Source organism: Bacillus sp. SD088 (assembly GCF_017355205.1).
Classification (GTDB): domain Bacteria; phylum Bacillota; class Bacilli; order Bacillales; family Bacillaceae_C; genus Lederbergia.
This window is the reverse complement of the sequence record NZ_JADIJK010000002.1, coordinates 68994-86274: the sequence shown is the minus strand read 5'-3', so window position 1 is coordinate 86274 and position 17281 is coordinate 68994. Positions and strand designations below refer to the sequence as shown.

Below are 17281 nucleotides of genomic sequence, written 5' to 3'. Positions count from 1 at the left end.
CTTCAAGAATTCGAGGTGAAAACGAGAATTGTAAGTAGGGGGACAACTGCCAGTAAATACCCGATTGGTTCGGGCCTGCAGGACGCAGGTCACAAAGGCGTTGCGACGTACAGGACGTACTAGTGCGGGCGAAACGACAGGATATCGTGCTTTGAGCCTGCCAACAGGATGTTGCGAATTTAGCCTTTGATCCTTAACATTCAGTGAGGGATGAAAAACCCCCCACTGAATGAAGTTTCACTTTATCCTCCTTTTTGAATACGCATTTTAATCAATAATTTCATTATAAAGAGCGTAACCTTGGTTTTCCTTCGATTTGCCGAACAAAAGAGGAAAGCATGTGACATTGTTGTCACATGCTCGAAATATGATGAAATTCATTTATCTTAGGAAATATTAGTGTAAAAGTTGTGCCTGCTTGAGGTCTTGAGCTAACGTGGATTTGAATGAATAGCGAATCGGCTGCTTTTTTGGCTAGGTATAGCCCCATCCCTGTTGCTCCATTATCTTGATGTTGAGATGTCGAGGTAAAGCCCTTGTCAAAGATCCTTGGCAGGTCTTTTGGATCAATTCCTCGCCCGAAATCTTGAATTTCTACCTGCACATGCTCGTCTTGTTGATAGGTTTTGATGAGTATATCTGCTGATTCACTGTATTTAATCGCATTTGTTAACAATTGTCTAATGATAAAAGCCAACCATTTGCTATCACTAAAGACTTCCGTTTTCCCTAAATCTACATCAAAGCCAATTCCCTTTTGCATACACCACGATTGCAAGGCTTTAATTTCTGGGAAAATAACTGATTTAATCGCAATTCTTTCAATATGCAAATCATTTTCAATAAAGGGCATCCGTTTTTGATGAAGTTGTTGATCAAGCAGTAAGTAAATACGTAGCCATTCATGTGTTAATTGTGTTTTCATAGTGTCATCTTCTAAACGATCAATGATTAACTGCATTGCTGTTAATGGTGTTTTCACTTCATGTATCCAAGATAATAGATCATCTTTTTCTTGTTCTAAGCTGAGAAAGTGAGTAGTACTTTCTTTTTTCAGTTGTTGTGTTTGATTGGCTAACGCTTCTTCAATGATTTGCTCAAAAGGACTTTCCGCTTGAATGATTGTTGTTAGATCAAGGTCAGGGCTCCATTCGTTTAAGCTTTTATAAAACCTTGTTTCCTTTTGGTAGCGAATGACTAGAAAAATGATAAAAAGAAAACTGGATAAAAAAGTGATGTAGAGAATAGGCATTAACGGAATGGATGGATCAATATAAGCAACAAATACAAGGAGTAGTTGTAGAAAAAGAAATAGAAAAATCCAGCTATATCGTTCAATGATAAAGCGTTTAATCATATGAAACGTCCTTTTCTACAGCGAGATACCCTTGTCCAACTTTAGTTTCAATATAGCGTCCTAAACCAAGTTGTTCTAGCTTTTTCCGCAATCGATTTACATTTACAGTTAAAGTATTATCACTGATAAACCGTTCATCATCCCATAAGTATTTAATGAGCTCGTCTCGAGTGACAATTTTGTTCTTTTGTTCAATCAATACTTTTAAAATGAACATTTCATTCTTTGTTAATTCAATCGATCCGCTCTTATTTTGAACCACGTTTTTTTCGTAATCGACCGTTGCCCCGCTCCAAGCTTTAATCAAGCTTTCTTCTGTATTGTAATTGTAGGTACGCCGAAGAATGGCTTGGATTTTTGCGATTAACACATCGAAATGGAACGGTTTTTGGATATAATCATCTGCTCCCAGCTGCATGGACATCACCATATCTGTAGGATGATCCCGTGATGATAAAAAGATGATGGGAACTTTTGAATGGGAGCGGATCATTCGGCACCAATGAAACCCGTCGAATTTTGGTAACTGAATATCGATAAGCACTAAATCAGGTTTTAACGTTGCAAATTCTTGCATGACCATATTAAAATCGGTAATTCCATATACGTCATAAGACCATTGCAATAATCTCTCTTTTATTTCGCGAAAAAGAGTTGCATCATCTTCAATAAGTAAGAGCTTAAACACTCGATTCACCACACTTTTAACAATGAATAAATTTTATTTTAGAGGATGTTCAAAAAGTCCGGTAAAAATGACACTTCCAGATAAAAGATCTTCGACTAAGTACCGACACGTCCTGTGTCGAACGTCGAAGTCACCACATCCTGTGGTAGCTCGTTGGCTTGCTTTTCCGCTACTCAAAGCTACGCCGCCTCGAACTTTCGACATACAGGATGTACTAGTGTCGGCGTTGCTGACAGGACGTTAGCGCTTTTAGCCGACTTGGTCCGTTTTATCCTCCTTTTTGAACACGTACTTTTAGCCATTTCTTCAAAGGTAAGAACTAGAACGCTTCCCCTAGTATGTACTATTTTACATGATTGCCTATACAAAAGTAATTTTTGTGAATTTGCGATTTGGGACGTAAAAACATTCTGAACTGTTATATCGTTCCATTTCAATCATTCCGCATTCCATCATTTCAATACCATAAGAAACCTAATAACGATCTCGATATGATATTAATCACAAAAAGGAGCGCGTTTTGAAAAAATCTCTCCCATCCATAATTTAATGGATGGGAGAGTGACCATCTTAGTCAATCATACGCCTTTGATACACGATGATCACTAGGGCAAAAACAGCGAGCAACCAACCGGAAATTATTAGAAGATTCGGTAAAACACTTAGAAATCCTGCCCCTGCTTGACTCTCTGTTGCTAAGTGGATTATTTGGACACTTGGTAGATATTCCGCCACTTTTAGGAATGGATATTGATTTGTCATGTTGGTCAAGGCTGGTCCAAGTGTGAATAAACCAAAGAACGGTAGAATAATGACAGATGCTTCCATAACTGATTTTGTTAACAAGCCAAGCAATGTCCCCACACCGATATAAAACAGGGTAGATAAGACCATTGCCAAAGAAATAACAGCTAGATTTGTTGGCTTATATTCGGTTAGAAAGGCAGAAATAAGGATAATAAGAATCGTTCCGATAAAGCTTAACAAACTTTTTCCAGCTAAAATTTCTATCGTACTTGCAGGAGAAAGCATAAGTCCACGTAAAGTGTTCTTTTCTTTTTCTTCTGCGATTAACGCACATTGAATATAAGCCCCGACTAAGCAAAAAGTTAAATTGAAGATCAAATAATGATCGAAAACGGCTAATGTTCCCATTCGACTGTAAAATACCGCTAAAATTAATGGCATAACGGCAGATGTGGACACAAAGTAATTTTTCATAATATCCTTATAATCTTTTTGAAAAATCGCCATAGAACGTTTAAATGAAAATATCATGCCAATTTCCTCCCTGTTATCTCTACAAAAATATCACCAAGTGTCGGTTCGTTTGAATAGATGGATTCTACTTTATTGTCAGTCATAAGCTTGTGTAAAGCATCTGCACCATTAGGTCCTTTATCAATAACTTTCTTTTGTCCATCTGTTAATACGATCGTTAAAGTATGCTCAGCAAATGTTTGCCTCAACTCATGAGGAGCCCCTAATAATTGGATGGCTCCATTGTTTAGAAAAGCAACACGATCGCAAAGTGTTTCCGCTTCATACATATCATGGGTTGTAAGGAAAACCGTTGTTCCTCGTGCTTTTAAGCTTTTTAATCCGCTATAAATATGCTCGGTGTTTACGGGATCGAGGGCTGATGTTGGTTCATCAAGGAATAATAAATCTGGTCGATGTAAAAAGGCTCGTGCCAAGGTGACACGTTGGAGCATTCCTTTTGAGAGTTTGGATACGATCTTCTTCTTGGCTTCTTGCAAGTTGACCATTTGCAGCACTTCCTCGATCCGCCTGAGAGACACATCATAAAGATCACAGAAAAGCTTTAAATTATCATAGACAGAGAGCCGTCCATATAACCCGCTATTATCTGTCAATACTCCAATTTTTTTACGATAAGTCGGTTCCTTTAATTTCGTAACAGGAACTCCTAGTACATAGGCTTCACCATCTGTTTGAATTAATTGACCTGTAAGAATTTTAATCGTGGTGGTTTTCCCTGATCCACTTGGACCTAAGAATCCAAATGTTTCTCCTTTTTTAACATGAAAGGATACATCCTTTAATGCCGTTTGGTTTGAAAATAATTTGGCCAAGTTTCTTACTTCGATAATGTTTTCCATTTGTTCACCCTCCATAGCAAGATCCCCTTAGGGCCTTGCTCTCTTCGTGTTGTCCTTATCATAGTAAACAATGGAGAACCAGACATTATATTCGTGCTGAAGAGAGCTATTTTAAGGTGAATGGAGTATTAAAAGCGGTGGATAATCCTTATTTCAGTCCCAAGATTTCTCTTAATTCAACCATTTTATTTTTAGATAAGGGAATAGAAGATTTTTTTTCATCTGTCAGCACTAAAGAGAAGCTATTTCTCGTAAACGTTATAACCTCACGAACCTTTTGCAGATTGACAATATAAGAGCGGTGGCAGCGGAAAAAGCCATAAGGATAAAGTCTCTTCTCTAATTCGGCCAGAGTAAACACACTTGGATAGGCTTCTCCTTTTATGTAAATAAGGGATTGGCCTTGGCTGCTTTCGATATAATCAACTTCAGGAGGATCAAATAAAACGATCTTATCATTTACCTTAGTTGGGATTTTTTCGAAATGAGCGGGTTGCACGATAATTTCTTCTTCCCTCTCTTCGGATTGGGTTCCCTTTTGGTTCTCCTCTTCTTCAGATAAGATATCAAGCTTTTGCAAACCTGTTTCATCTAATCGATACACTTTGTTGGTGACAGATAGAGCGGCTTCCAGATTGCTTGTAAGAATTAGAACCGTTTTTTCTTGTTGTTTTAAATTCCTCACGATCTTCATAAATACTCGTTTCGTTTCCAAATCTGCGTTTTGATCAGGCTCTTCAAAGACATATAAGAGTGGATTCTGAAAAAGCAGACGACCAAATTGAATTCTGCGTTTTTCAGATAAAGACAATTGTCGAACGCGTTCATTTTTCTTTGTGTCTAATTGAGTGATTCGAAGACCTTCTTCTATTGTAAGGGAAGAGCCGTATAATTTTTGAAAGAAGGAAAAATGGTCTTTTACTCGCAATCTCTCATAAAGTCCATCATCCAAATAGCAAAAACCTGCATAGCTAAAAAATTCTCTTTTAGCTGATTCTATGGAAACTCCGTTGACATATATTTCTCCATGTGAAGTTGGTGTCTCTCCCATAAACATTTGCATTAACACGGTTCGTCCATTTGTATTTGTATGGATGACTACCACTTCCTGCTTCGGGACATCCAAACTAAACGCAGGGAAGATTAGTGTGTGACCATCCTGCTTCTCTATATTTTTTATTGATAAAATATTCATCTCATCACCTTGTTCATCATAATCATTACAGCACTTCATTATTATAACCGAGAATGAAGGCTAGTTTATGATTTTGTAGAGAATAATCTTTTCCCAGGAAATATTGTCGAATTTGAGTGGGAAATTTAAGTAGATAAGGGGTGGTAGGATTTTGAATTTTTAGTTAAAATGAAGAGGATAGTAGGGAGCGAGGGGAAAAGATGTATAAAGCGATTATCGATACGGATACGTATATTGCCATATTAGAACCAAGACATGCGGAGGAATTATTTGCTTTAATCGATGGAAGTCGAGAAAGTATTGGCAAATGGCTTACATTTCCAACAGTTACAAATGAGATCCAAGACACAAGGAATTTTATCAAAAGATCGTTAAATAGATTAGCTGCGAACAATGGCTATTGGGCTGGCATTTGGTACAAAGGGCAACTAGCTGGTTCCATTGGTTTTTTGAACTGGGATTGGGGAAATAAAAAGACAGAAATTGGCTATTGGTTAGGGAAGGAATTTGAAGGACTGGGATTAGCGACAAAAGCTTGTACATGTTTGATTACACATGCCTTCTCCGATTTACAATTACATAAAGTTGAAATCAGAATGGCGACTAAGAATGCAAAAAGTAAGGCAATCCCAGAACGATTAGGGTTTACGAGCGAGGGTGTCATAAGAGATGAAGAATTTCTTAATGGGGAATATCATGACAAAATAATCTACGGTCTTCTAAAGGACGAGTGGAAAGAGCTAAATAGGAGTGTTAGGTAAGTGGCACTCGTTGTTTTTTGAAAGATAAGAAGGTAATTCTGGCCAATGCTTGATCCAGCTCCAGCGCCTAGCAAACTTTCAGCTTCTGTTTGCGTAAGTCAACATCGGCTAATGCTTCCGCCGTGCTGTCTAGCTCCAGACGGCAGGAGCAAGAGACCCGCAGGATCCGAGTCCATCGGTGTTTCGACGTACAGGATGTACTAGTACAGACGAAGCGCTGGGACGGGGCGAATTTCACCTTTCTTTCTAGTTCAAGGCGCTTGCGCTTTTGTTTTCACTTGTGAGCCAGCATGTGCTCTAGCGTCTGTTTGATGCCTTCTGGATAAGAAGTGCGGGGGAGTGGTCCAATTTCCCTTTCGTATTTGGTCCCATCTAGTACAACAGGGTCTTCGTTTAAGTAAAACATCTCCACTACTTCACGCATAGTTGGATCGAAAAGGCCTACTAGTCTAATCATCCCTTTGTTAACAGTCAAGACTGGCTTTTTATATCCATTAATATTATAAACAATGTGGAGGATTTCATCTCCTGTGATCACATTATACCCCGGAATATTCCAATTTTGTCCAAAGGCTTGTTCATGTAGGGCAAGATTGACAAGCGCTTTGGCACCATCAGGTGTATAGATGAACTCCCGGGCTATTTTTTTGTGACCAACGTATAGTGCACTTTTATGTTGTATGACATTTTCTAAGGTGAAGTGTAAGAGCGTATTCTCTGCATTGGGACCATAAAAGTCTGGTAAATGAGCAAATAATGCCAGAACATTTGAAGCTTTTATTCGTTTCTCCACCTGTAAACGAACCTTCCCCTTTTTGGTGTGCGGATTTTTAGGTGTCTCTTCCGTTACCTTACTTCCGGGGGACTTTCCATATGCATAAATATTCTCAACCAAAACTAACTTCGCTTCCGTCGCTTCTGCAACATAAATGATGTTTTCAAAAAAGGGGAGAAGCCTTTCTTCCCATTGTTCATAAGGAAGATTAGCTGATTGAAAAATCGTATCCACGTGTTCTACTGCAGATAGAAGGTCATTCTGATTGAATATATCTCCTGCGTAAATCTTTACACCTTCCTGTTCCCCATATAAGGCTTGTAGTTTATGCTCTGAACGGGCAAATGCGATAACATCGATCCCTCTTTCCAGTAATTCTTGAATGAGTGCATAGCCCATGCCTCCCGATGCTCCTAATACAAGTGCTTTTTTCATGTTAGAACCCCCAACTTTATTAATTGACCACTGTTCAAAAAAGAGGATAAAAAGAAAGTTAAGGTGACAACCCAAACTTTCAATTATTATGATTAAGGCTTTTTAGAAGAAATTCTACATGCAATTTTGCCATATCTTTTACATCTTCATAGTTGACGACATGGCGTAGATAATGTGTGACAAAACCATGTAAAGAAAGGAAAAGCGACCAGATATCTTGAATGGTGACCGATTTATCACATAAAGATTGTACATTACTGGCAAACATTTCATATGTGTTACTTGGTTCTTGGTTGATAAAATTACGAACTTCCTCATCTTTAATTAAAAACATAATTTCATAGTGACTTTGATGGGTTAAACCAAAGCGGATAAAACCAAGTAGGATATTTCGTAATTTTTCCTTGGGCTCCAAAGCCTCGTCCATGATCCTCTGTAATTCCAATTCCAGCATTTTAAAATGCTCTTCAACTAAGGCATAAAAAAGCTCTGCCTTATTGGTGAAATGGTAATAAATTGCTCCATGGCTGTATTTTAGTTCTTTGGCAATTTGCCTCATGGAGACATGCTGATAGGCTTTATCAATAAATAAGTTCCTTGCAGCATCCATTATCATTTCACGAGTTAATTCCTGTTGGACTGATTTACGCGGTGACATCGTGACCTCCATATATTGACCGGTGTTCAATTAAATGATACTTGTGTATGGCTTTGAAGTCAATGGCTAATGTTAGATGGGGAAGATAGTATTGCAAGAGTATGGTCGATCGCCCGTTTTCTCCATCTGAATCCCCAAATTAAGGCTTATACATAGAATATAGTACAAAACATTTTCATTCAACGGATTCTCTAATCCCAAATTGAAAACTTTAAACAAAGGTTTATAAAATGGGGAAATGTTAACAATGAGCTACATGAGAACTCATTGGAGGTGGTTCATGATGAAGATGGAGATGGCTATTCAAGTCATTGATAAAATGCGTCTATCTAATGGCGCTTATACAGCCAGTCTTTCAAAAGATTACAATTATGTATGGATTCGTGATGTCGTTTATACGGTACTGCCTTTCTTACATGACCGATCTGAACGCTATGAAAAAGCCTATCACGCTTTGTTTGATTTATTTAGAGACTATGAATGGAAAATCGATATTCATACGAAACAGAAACCCGTATATTTATTTGAATATATTCACTCTCGGTATTCGCCGGATTTAAAGGAAATCGACGTAGAATGGGGTCATGCTCAGAATGATGCGGTTGGTGCCTTTTTATGGGGAGTGGGAGAAGGCGTGAAGCATGGGCAGAAAGTGGTAAGGGATGAAGCGGATCTACGAATTGTGCAAAAGCTTGTTGATTATCTGGAATGTTTACAGTATTGGCAAGCCGAGGATAACGGGATGTGGGAAGAAAACATTGAGTTACATGCTTCCAGTGTCGGTGCCTGTTTGGCTGGTTTAAAAGCGGTGAAAATGTTAGTCCATGTAAAAGAGGATCTGATTCGAAAAGGGGAAGAAACATTACGCTTTTTATTGCCACGGGAAAGTGAAACTAAAGAAGTGGATTTGGCCTTACTTTCATTAATCTATCCGTATCGATTAGTTGATCGGGAAACAGCGTTGACGATTGTCCGGCAAGTGTCGAGTCGTTTAGAGCGGGAAAGAGGCTGTATTCGATATGAAGATGATCAATACTATAATGAAGGAAGAGAAGCAGAGTGGTGTTTTGGCCTCCCCTGGTTGGGGCTATGTTACCTTGAGTTAGGGATGGACGGTCAAGCTAATGAATATGTAGAAAAAACTATTCGAAACATACCTGATAACTGGGAAATACCCGAATTATATATTGGTGGAAAAAATGAACCCAATGGAAACACTCCACTCGCATGGTCGGTTGCTTTATCCTATTTATTTTTAAAGAGAATGGCCATTAATAAAATGGCCGTAGCTAGTGAGGTTCACAAATAAAAAGACTTCGTAAGATCATAATACCCTGAATTTAGCTACCTAAATTCAGGGTATTTGTCTGCAGAGAAAGGGGTTTCCTTGATACCATGTGGACCTTGCTATAATCCCTTCAAAAACGATTATAAGAGGTGTTGGGTAATTTATGTACTATTCCATTAAGATGGATTTTACAACCGTTATAATAGATGAGAGGCGCTTTAAAATCGATAAAAAAACGATTATTAACCTTCGTTTTTAAGTGATAAACTATGATATGCTAATAGAAGTTAAACACAATAATTTAGGAGGTTTTGAGTAACTCAATATCTATTAATAAAACGAACTGTATTTAGGAGGAAATAATGAATTTTACTGTTATCGTTTTGATCATTGCTGCTGTTTTTATTGGGGCATTAATACGTGCAACATTTGGGTTTGGAGAAGCTGTTGTGAGTATGCCGTTACTTGCCTTATTACCAATTGATTTACACACATCCATTTCTTTAATTGGTTTAGCTGGACTTACTGTAGCGCTATTTACTGTTATTTCGGGATGGCGTTATATTGATCGTTCCGCTTTAATACGCTTAGTTATTGGGGCTTTAATTGGAATTCCAATCGGTATCCTATTCATTGTCAAACTACCTGCAAGTATCATTACTGTGGGACTTAGTATTTTTTTAATTGCGTATGGCTCTTATTCTTTTATTAAAGTTTTGCGTGCAAAAAGTAGTGTACAACCCAGACTTGAGGCGAGCTTTTGGTCACTACCGGTAGGAATTATATCTGGTATTATGGGGAGTGCCTACAATACACATGGAGTCCCGGTTGTTGTTTATGGAACTTTACGGCGTTGGGAGCCTCAGCGTTTTCGGGGGACGTTGCAGGCCCATTTTTTAATTTCGGGAGTTTTTGTGGTAATAGGTCAGGCTCTTGGAGGATTATGGACAGAAAATCTTTTTCTTTTATTTGGATTATCTTTTCCTTCTATTATTATTGCGACTTTATTGGGTATTTTTTTACATCGTCGCATTTCCAATGAAAAGTTTGAACGTTATGTATTTCTTTTCATTATCATACTGGGTCTTTTGCTGTTACTGAATCCAGCGTGAATGAAGAAGCATTTTATACAAAGACCGAGGAGGAAGGATCCCCCTCGGTCTTTCACTTATCTTAGACAAATCCTTTCATTAATACGATCCTTAAAAATCACGGTCTGAAAATAACTACGTATATCTCCTCCGTTTAAATGACAAAACTAGTGATTTTTCATCGAAGGATTCGCATTTTTCGCAACGAAATAGATTACTATGGATTTTTTAAAATGATTTCAAAAAGAAGCTTTATAGATTATGGATTTTTAACAACTTCTAGAAGCCCATAGTGATGTTAATGGCAGAGCAGGAGGAAAAACGGAAGAGGGAAGTGGTCCATCGTGACGTTAATGATGGAGAAGAAGAAAAAGCGTAATGGTGCTTTTCTCAAGAAAAATATGGAATATTTCTAGGAAAAGCGAAATAGGATAGTGGAGGTGTCAGATTGCAAGACATGATCAGTGGTGTAGAGGAGTGGCTTCCAAGTGAATTTGAGCGATATCTTTTTCATGAGGGAACGCTCTATGAAGCTTATAAAATGCTTGGAGCGCATATCGTGACCGTTAATGGGGTCCAAGGTGTGCGATTTACAGTTTGGGCTCCCAATGCTTTATCGGTGTCCGTTGTGGGAGATTTTAATCAATGGGATGGTAGTCAGGCAGTCATGGAAAGGATTAAGCATTCAGGCATATGGGGATTATTTATTCCAGGATTACGAGAGGGGCTTTTGTATAAATACGAGGTTAAGACAGCAGCCAAAGAAATTTTACTGAAGGCTGACCCTTATGCTTTTTATTCGGAAAGGAGACCGAATACGGCATCCGTTACTTATCAATTGGATACATACCAATGGAAAGATCAAAAATGGTTGGAACAAAGAAAGCGAAAAGATCATTATCATCAACCTATGCTGATTTATGAAATACATCTGGGAACATGGAAAAAGAAAGATGATGAACGTTTTTATTCCTATCGTGAGTTGGTAGATGAGCTGATCGCCTATGTGAAGGAGCATGGATATACCCATATTGAATGTATGCCCCTGATGGAGCATCCCTATGATCGTTCCTGGGGGTATCAAATTACAGGATATTATTCGGTCACTAGTCGTTTTGGACTCCCAGAAGATTTTATGTATTTTGTCGATCAATGTCATCAACATGGCGTAGGCGTCATTATGGATTGGGTTCCTCTGCATTTTTGTAAGGATGATCACGGTCTTGGTCGCTTTGATGGAACCCCATTATATGAACCGATACATCCAGAGCAAGCGGAGAGGAGAAATTGGGGAACCTATAATTTTGATTTTAGTAAGCCAGAGGTAAGGAGCTTTCTTATTTCAAATGCCCTATTTTGGCTCGACGTTTTTCATATAGACGGTTTCCGAATTGATGCAGTTTCTTCAATGATTTATTTGAATCACGATAACGCTGGATCCGTTCCACTTAAGAATCATCTAGGAGGGGAAGAAAATCTTGAGGCAATTACGTTTTTAAAAAGATTGAATGAAGTAGTTTTTGAGAAGTATCCTGGGATATTAATGATGGCAGAGGAGGCAACGGATTATCCACTCGTGAGCGCTCCAACTGATAAAGGGGGTCTCGGTTTTAATTATAAATGGAATATGGGGTGGACAAATGATGTCCTGCACTATATGAAGCTGGACATATCAGATCGTCCAGCTCATCATCAACTTTTAACATTTTCCTTCTTTTATGCATTCTCGGAAAACTTCGTTCTCGCTTTTTCGCATGACGAAGTTGTCCACGGTAAACGTTCATTACTGAATAAAATGCCAGGTGATTATTGGCAGAAATTCGCGCAAATGCGCTTATTATATGGATACTTTTTCACACATCCAGGAAAAAAGCTCCACTTTATGGGAAGTGAATTTGCGCAATTTGATGAATGGAAGGATTTAGAACAGCTTGATTGGAATTTATTTGATTTTGAATACCATCAGAAATTCAATGCGTATTTCAAAGCATTAAGTCAATTTTATAAAAAAACAAGTTGTTTATGGCGGTTAGATCATGAGCAGGAAGGTTTTGAATGGATTGCCCCAGATGATGCAACGCAAAGTGTGATCACCTTTATCAGGAAGGGGAAGAGAAAAGGAGATTACTGTGTTGTTCTGTGTAACTTCAGCGCAAATGTCTATGAACATTATAAAATTGGTGTGCCATCAAATGGAAGCTATATAGAAGTTTTCAATAGTGATTGGGCAATGTTTGGAGGCTCCAATCAGCATAATCCCGATTCGATAAAGGTGGATCAAGCCTCTTATCATAACCAACGATATAGTATGAAAGTTACCGTTCCCCCACTAGGAATGAGCATCTTCATGAAGCAAACAAAAAAACGACGGAGGAGTGGTTTTTATAGTGTCTAAAAAAGTGATAGCTATGCTACTTGCAGGCGGACAAGGAACTCGACTTGAGGGATTAACGAGGGAAATAGCCAAACCAGCTGTTCCATTCGGTGGAAAATATCGCATTATTGATTTTACATTAAGTAATTGTACACATTCTGGTATCGATACGGTCGGGGTGTTAACGCAGTATCAACCCCATGTTTTAAATAATTATGTTGGCGAGGGAAGGGCATGGGATTTAGATTGTCGCTCTGGTGGTGTCTCTGTTCTTCCACCTTATAAAGGCCAAGATGGAGATCATTGGTATAAAGGAACGGCCAATGCCGTTTTCCATAATTCTCATTATATTGATCTATATGATCCTGAGTATGTCCTGATCATATCTGGTGACCATATTTACAAAATGGACTATAACAAGCTGCTTCAAGCTCATGTGAAAAAGGGAGCTGATGCATCGATCGCGGTCATTCAAGTACCTTGGGCCGACGCTCATCGTTTTGGCATTATGGATCTGGACCAAACTGATAAAATTATTGAATTTGAAGAAAAACCATCCTTTCCACAGAGCAACCTAGCCTCTATGGGGGTTTATTTATTTAACTGGAAATGGCTTAAACATTACTTAACTGAAGATGATCGAAATGAGACATCATCCAATGATTTTGGCAAAGACATCATTCCAAAAATGCTTGCGGATCAAAGAAAACTATATGCTTATCGGTTTAATGGATATTGGAAGGATGTAGGAACTGTCCAGAGCTTATGGGAAGCTAACATGGACTTTCTCGATGATGATACCGGCTTTGCCTTAGATGATCCAACCTGGCGTATCTATGCGGGAAATGCGAATCATCCTCCTCACTATATTGCTCCAGCGGCTAAGGTAAAGCAATCCCTGATTAATGAGGGATCAATTATATATGGAGCAGTTGAGCACTCGGTCATATCTTACAATGTCTATATTGGAGCAGGTTCCATGATTAAGGATTCAGTGATTATGCCGGATGTAAGGGTTGGAAAAAACGTTAAGATTGGGCGCGCGATTATTGGTAAAGGAACCGTAATTGAAGATGGAGCTGTTATTGGGTCCACAAATCGGTTGGAGGATATTACCTTGTTTGGGGATGACGAAATCATCTCGGAAAAGGTGCAGACTGTACTTTAAGAGGATGTTCAGAAAGTCCGGTAAAAATGACACTGCGAGATAAAAGAACTTCGACTAAGTACCGACACGTCCTGTGTCGAACGTAGAAGTCACCACATCCTGCGGTAGCTCGTTGGCTTGTTTCGCCGCTTTGAACACGTACTTTAAGATGGGATATGCATAATAAGGAAAGGACGTTGGAGATGAAAGTTTTAGGGGTTATTAATTTAATGAATGAAAAGCCATTTTTAAAAGAATTAACGAAACAACGGAGCTTAGCTTCGGTTCCATTCGCGGGGCGCTACCGCTTTATTGACTTTACTTTGTCCAATTATATGCATGCAGGAATCAAACAGGTAGCCGTGTTTACGAACGACAAATTCCGCTCAGTTATGGATCATCTAGGCTCGGGAAAAGAATGGGATTTGGATAGACATAATGGTGGTTTGTTTATGCTGCCTGCTGTCCAGTCGGATAAAAAATTAACTGGAGATATTCAGGCCTTCTATGATTATCTTGACATGTTTCGACGTTCACCAGCAGAAGTGATAGTCCTTTCACCAGGCTATCATGTTGGAAAAATAGATTATCAGGACGCCCTTCGGCAACATGAAATTAGTCAAGCTGATATAACGCTTCTTTACAAGCATTATGACGGTGACTCGATTCGAAAACCAATCTATCATATATGCCAATTACGGGAAGACGACAGTATAGTGGATCTCGATCTGTTTTCAGTTCCGCATAGAGGAGATCCCATTTGCTTGGAAACTTATATCCTGAAAAAATCATTATTCATTGAAATGATTGAACACTGCTATCAAAATAATCAACAGGACTTTTTAAAGGATGGCATCAAAGCCAATGTCGAGCAGCTCGATGTGCAAGGTTACTCCTTTCAAGGTCATATGCCTTTTATTCACTCAATCGAAAGTTATTATGCTAGTAATATGGCGTTTTTACATCCAGACATTATTCGCTCCTATTTTTATGAACAATGGGATATATACACAAAAGTAAAGCATGAGGCACCTGTTAAATATTCAGCTGCATCCAATGTTTCCAATTCCTTTATCGCCAATGGCTGTGAGATCGAAGGAACCGTAGAAAATAGTGTGCTTTTTCGCGGAGTGACCGTGAAGAAAGGAGCGATTGTACGAAATAGCATTATTATGCAGAAGGGAGAAATTGAAGAAGGTGCTTATATAGAAAATATTATCACGGATAAACATGTGAAAATTAGTGAGAAGAAAGCTTTGGTTGGCGAGACCGGGCTAAAGGTGATTAAAAAATCGGAAATCGTTTAATGGAGGACGTTTATGAATGTATTGTTCGCAGCTTCAGAGTGTGTGCCCTTTATAAAAACAGGAGGTCTTGGGGATGTCGTTGGAGCATTGCCAAAGGCCTTGCAAGATCGAAATGTAAAAGTAAGTGTCATCTTACCTAAATATGAAGATCTCCTTTTTGAACATAAGCAACAACTATCTTTTGTGACAAGTATCCAAGTACCTGTTGGCTGGCGATCGCAATATTGTGGAATTGAGCGAATTTTAATGGATGGGATTCATTACTACTTTTTAGATAATGACTACTATTTTAAGCGGCATGGCAGCTATGGATTCTTTGATGATGGAGAACGTTTTGCTTTTTATTCACGAGCAGTACTAGAAGCCTTGCCTTATTTAGAGGATCAACCAGATATTATCCATTGCCACGATTGGCAGGCAGGTCCAATTAGTGTTTTGTTAAAGGCTCATTATCAGAGTCATCCGTTTTATCGTCACATTCAAACCATGTTTACGATACATAATCTACGTTACCAAGGCGTGTATCCAAAATCCGTTTTAGCCAATCTATTGGATTTAAGTGAATTATATTTTCATATGGACGGTTTGGAATTTTTTGGGAATGTTAGTTATTTGAAAGCTGGTTTGGCTTATTCGGATCTTATCACAACTGTTAGTCCCACTTATGCGATAGAAATTCAAGACCCATATTATGGAGAACAGTTGGACGGTTTTTTACGAACAAGAAAGGGCGAGCTAAAAGGGATTTTAAATGGGATTGACACTGACCTATATAATCCTATGACAGATCCATTTATAGAGCAAAATTATGATGAACTGAAAGGGAAAGGGAAAAATAAAGAGAGGCTACAAGAATCCCTCGGCTTAATTGTTGATCAAGAAGTGCCAGTGATGGCAATGGTCACCCGTTTAGTGGAGCAAAAAGGCTTAGACCTTGTCCTTCACGTCTTTCATGAGATCATGAACATCGGTATTCAATTTGTGTTACTTGGAACAGGGGAAGATAAGTACGAACAGGCCTTTAAGGAACTAGCCGCACAATATCCAGAACAGGTTTCTTTTCTAAATTATTTTGATGAGGGGTTGGCTCGCAGAATCTATGCTGGTTCCGATCTATTTCTCATGCCGTCACAGTTTGAGCCGTGTGGAATCGGCCAGCTCTTGGCGCTAAGCTATGGCAGCCTGCCGATTGTTAGGGAAACAGGGGGTTTACGCGATTCTGTCGTCCCATACAATGAATTTACGAATGAAGGATATGGTTTTTCATTTGCAAACTACAATGCCCATGATATGCTCTACACCATTGAAAGAGCCATTTGGTTATATCGCTTCCAACCTAAAAAGTGGAAACTGCTAGCAGAAAGGGCCATGAAACTCGATTTCAGTTGGAAGACTTCGGCTGCAGAGTATCGAGAGATGTATGAGAGATTGCTATCCAGCCAAGGGCTACAGCTGCTTAGCTAGTAAATCTTTAACAACAAGATAATGATGAATTACACTTTTATTAATTTCCTCCATTCTGATGCATATAATTTAACAAAGAAATCTTTTGAGATTTCTTACATTTTAAGGGGGGGTATGATGAAAGTAAGAAGTGCTTTGAATGCATTGATTGGTGTTTGGTTCTTTATTGCGCCTTGGGTTATGGGATTTTCGGATGAATCAGGAGCTTTATGGTTAAGTTTAATTATCGGAGCCATTCAAATTATCGTTGCATTGTGGGGTTACAGTAAAAGTGGTGGTTGGAATTCGTGGCAAAATTGGATCTCATTCATTACTGGTATCTGGTTTATTGTTTTTCCATTTTTTTATTCATTGTCGAGTGGGGAGGTATGGACGAGTGTAATTCTTGGAATAATCACAGCTATATTGAGTTTGTGGAACCTAGGGTCAGTATCAAATTCTAAAGCTACTGATTAATATACGCTGTTAATCGTTACCGACAGAGGAAATCATTATTCTGTTAACTCAGAAAGGTATTTTCATAGAGTATGATTGTTACCGGAAAAGTAACAATCATAAGCATGGAAAGAGGGGAACCTTTTAAACCTCTTTCCATGCTATTTTTTTCGATTTCCAAGA

At 38.6% G+C, this 17281-nt stretch carries 15 protein-coding genes; 8 read left to right on the top strand and 7 right to left on the bottom strand.

Annotation, left to right across the window (positions count from 1 at the left end):
- Positions 1–352 precede the first annotated feature (352 nt).
- From IPU53_RS02220 to IPU53_RS02200, 5 genes are all read right to left on the bottom strand, one after another.
- Entirely contained in the window at positions 353–1357 is a 1005-nt protein-coding gene (locus IPU53_RS02220; protein ID WP_207447112.1) for a sensor histidine kinase, read from the bottom strand.
- Entirely contained in the window at positions 1350–2045 is a 696-nt protein-coding gene (locus IPU53_RS02215; protein WP_207447110.1) for a response regulator transcription factor, read from the bottom strand. Before IPU53_RS02215 ends, IPU53_RS02220 begins: the two co-directional genes overlap by 8 nt.
- Positions 2046–2615: 570 nt before the next feature.
- Positions 2616–3323, bottom strand: a complete 708-nt coding sequence (locus tag IPU53_RS02210; protein ID WP_207447108.1) for an ABC transporter permease — start codon at positions 3321–3323, stop codon at positions 2616–2618.
- Complete coding sequence (locus IPU53_RS02205) at positions 3320–4168, bottom strand: ABC transporter ATP-binding protein (protein ID WP_207447106.1); 849 nt, start codon at positions 4166–4168, stop codon at positions 3320–3322. The genes IPU53_RS02210 and IPU53_RS02205 overlap by 4 nt, the downstream gene beginning before the upstream one ends.
- A 148-nt stretch (positions 4169–4316) precedes the next feature.
- Positions 4317–5363 carry a LytTR family transcriptional regulator DNA-binding domain-containing protein gene (locus tag IPU53_RS02200; RefSeq protein WP_207447104.1) on the bottom strand — a complete coding sequence of 349 codons (1047 nt, stop codon included), beginning with the start codon at positions 5361–5363 and terminating at the stop codon, positions 4317–4319.
- 200 nt (positions 5364–5563) lie between these two features.
- Here IPU53_RS02200 and IPU53_RS02195 point away from each other — a divergent pair, with 200 nt between their 5' ends.
- The gene (locus IPU53_RS02195) at positions 5564–6124 is read left to right on the top strand and encodes a GNAT family N-acetyltransferase (protein WP_207447102.1); all 561 of its coding nucleotides are present in this window, start codon (positions 5564–5566) and stop codon (positions 6122–6124) included.
- 274 nt (positions 6125–6398) lie between these two features.
- Here the strand turns inward: IPU53_RS02195 and IPU53_RS02190 are convergent, their stop codons facing one another.
- Positions 6399–7334 carry an SDR family NAD(P)-dependent oxidoreductase gene (locus tag IPU53_RS02190; protein WP_207447100.1) on the bottom strand — a complete coding sequence of 312 codons (936 nt, stop codon included), beginning with the start codon at positions 7332–7334 and terminating at the stop codon, positions 6399–6401.
- A 79-nt stretch (positions 7335–7413) separates the two neighbouring features.
- Positions 7414–7992, bottom strand: coding sequence for a TetR/AcrR family transcriptional regulator (locus IPU53_RS02185; RefSeq protein ID WP_207447098.1), 579 nt, complete (start codon positions 7990–7992; stop codon positions 7414–7416).
- Positions 7993–8275: 283 nt separating this feature from the next.
- On the opposite strand from IPU53_RS02185, the gene IPU53_RS02180 reads away from it, so the two are divergent.
- The 7 genes from IPU53_RS02180 (at position 8276) to IPU53_RS02150 (ending at position 17119) form a co-directional block, all read left to right on the top strand.
- Positions 8276–9301 carry a glycoside hydrolase family 15 protein gene (locus tag IPU53_RS02180; protein WP_207447486.1) on the top strand — a complete coding sequence of 342 codons (1026 nt, stop codon included), beginning with the start codon at positions 8276–8278 and terminating at the stop codon, positions 9299–9301.
- Positions 9302–9642: 341 nt separating this feature from the next.
- On the top strand, positions 9643–10392 hold the full coding sequence (locus IPU53_RS02175; RefSeq protein ID WP_207447096.1) for a sulfite exporter TauE/SafE family protein: 750 nt from the start codon (positions 9643–9645) through the stop codon (positions 10390–10392).
- Positions 10393–10828: 436 nt separating this feature from the next.
- Positions 10829–12766: a 1,4-alpha-glucan branching protein GlgB gene (glgB, locus tag IPU53_RS02170; protein ID WP_207447484.1), complete on the top strand. Its 1938-nt coding sequence runs from the start codon at positions 10829–10831 to the stop codon at positions 12764–12766.
- Positions 12756–13913 carry a glucose-1-phosphate adenylyltransferase gene (locus IPU53_RS02165; protein ID WP_207447475.1) on the top strand — a complete coding sequence of 386 codons (1158 nt, stop codon included), beginning with the start codon at positions 12756–12758 and terminating at the stop codon, positions 13911–13913. The genes glgB and IPU53_RS02165 overlap by 11 nt, the downstream gene beginning before the upstream one ends.
- A gap of 182 nt (positions 13914–14095) precedes the next feature.
- On the top strand, positions 14096–15199 hold the full coding sequence (gene glgD / locus IPU53_RS02160) for a glucose-1-phosphate adenylyltransferase subunit GlgD (RefSeq protein WP_207447094.1): 1104 nt from the start codon (positions 14096–14098) through the stop codon (positions 15197–15199).
- Between the two features lie 12 nt (positions 15200–15211).
- Complete coding sequence (gene glgA, locus IPU53_RS02155; RefSeq protein WP_207447093.1) at positions 15212–16663, top strand: glycogen synthase GlgA; 1452 nt, start codon at positions 15212–15214, stop codon at positions 16661–16663.
- 114 nt (positions 16664–16777) lie between these two features.
- On the top strand, positions 16778–17119 hold the full coding sequence (locus IPU53_RS02150) for an SPW repeat protein (protein ID WP_242698010.1): 342 nt from the start codon (positions 16778–16780) through the stop codon (positions 17117–17119).
- Positions 17120–17281 lie beyond the last annotated feature (162 nt).

Bases quoted from the DNA above. Each gene is read 5' to 3' on its own strand.
- glgD (WP_207447094.1), top strand. From the start codon at position 14,096: ATGAAAGTTTTAGGGGTTATTAATTTAATGAATGAAAAGCCATTTTTA.
- IPU53_RS02210 (WP_207447108.1), bottom strand. From the start codon at position 3,323: ATGATATTTTCATTTAAACGTTCTATGGCGATTTTTCAAAAAGATTAT.
- IPU53_RS02180 (WP_207447486.1), top strand. From the start codon at position 8,276: ATGAAGATGGAGATGGCTATTCAAGTCATTGATAAAATGCGTCTATCT.
- IPU53_RS02205 (WP_207447106.1), bottom strand. From the start codon at position 4,168: ATGGAAAACATTATCGAAGTAAGAAACTTGGCCAAATTATTTTCAAAC.
- IPU53_RS02175 (WP_207447096.1), top strand. From the start codon at position 9,643: ATGAATTTTACTGTTATCGTTTTGATCATTGCTGCTGTTTTTATTGGG.
- glgB (WP_207447484.1), top strand. From the start codon at position 10,829: ATGATCAGTGGTGTAGAGGAGTGGCTTCCAAGTGAATTTGAGCGATAT.
- IPU53_RS02150 (WP_242698010.1), top strand. From the start codon at position 16,778: ATGATGAAAGTAAGAAGTGCTTTGAATGCATTGATTGGTGTTTGGTTC.
- IPU53_RS02200 (WP_207447104.1), bottom strand. From the start codon at position 5,363: ATGAATATTTTATCAATAAAAAATATAGAGAAGCAGGATGGTCACACA.
- IPU53_RS02195 (WP_207447102.1), top strand. From the start codon at position 5,564: ATGTATAAAGCGATTATCGATACGGATACGTATATTGCCATATTAGAA.
- glgA (WP_207447093.1), top strand. From the start codon at position 15,212: ATGAATGTATTGTTCGCAGCTTCAGAGTGTGTGCCCTTTATAAAAACA.
- IPU53_RS02185 (WP_207447098.1), bottom strand. From the start codon at position 7,992: ATGTCACCGCGTAAATCAGTCCAACAGGAATTAACTCGTGAAATGATA.
- IPU53_RS02220 (WP_207447112.1), bottom strand. From the start codon at position 1,357: ATGATTAAACGCTTTATCATTGAACGATATAGCTGGATTTTTCTATTT.
- IPU53_RS02190 (WP_207447100.1), bottom strand. From the start codon at position 7,334: ATGAAAAAAGCACTTGTATTAGGAGCATCGGGAGGCATGGGCTATGCA.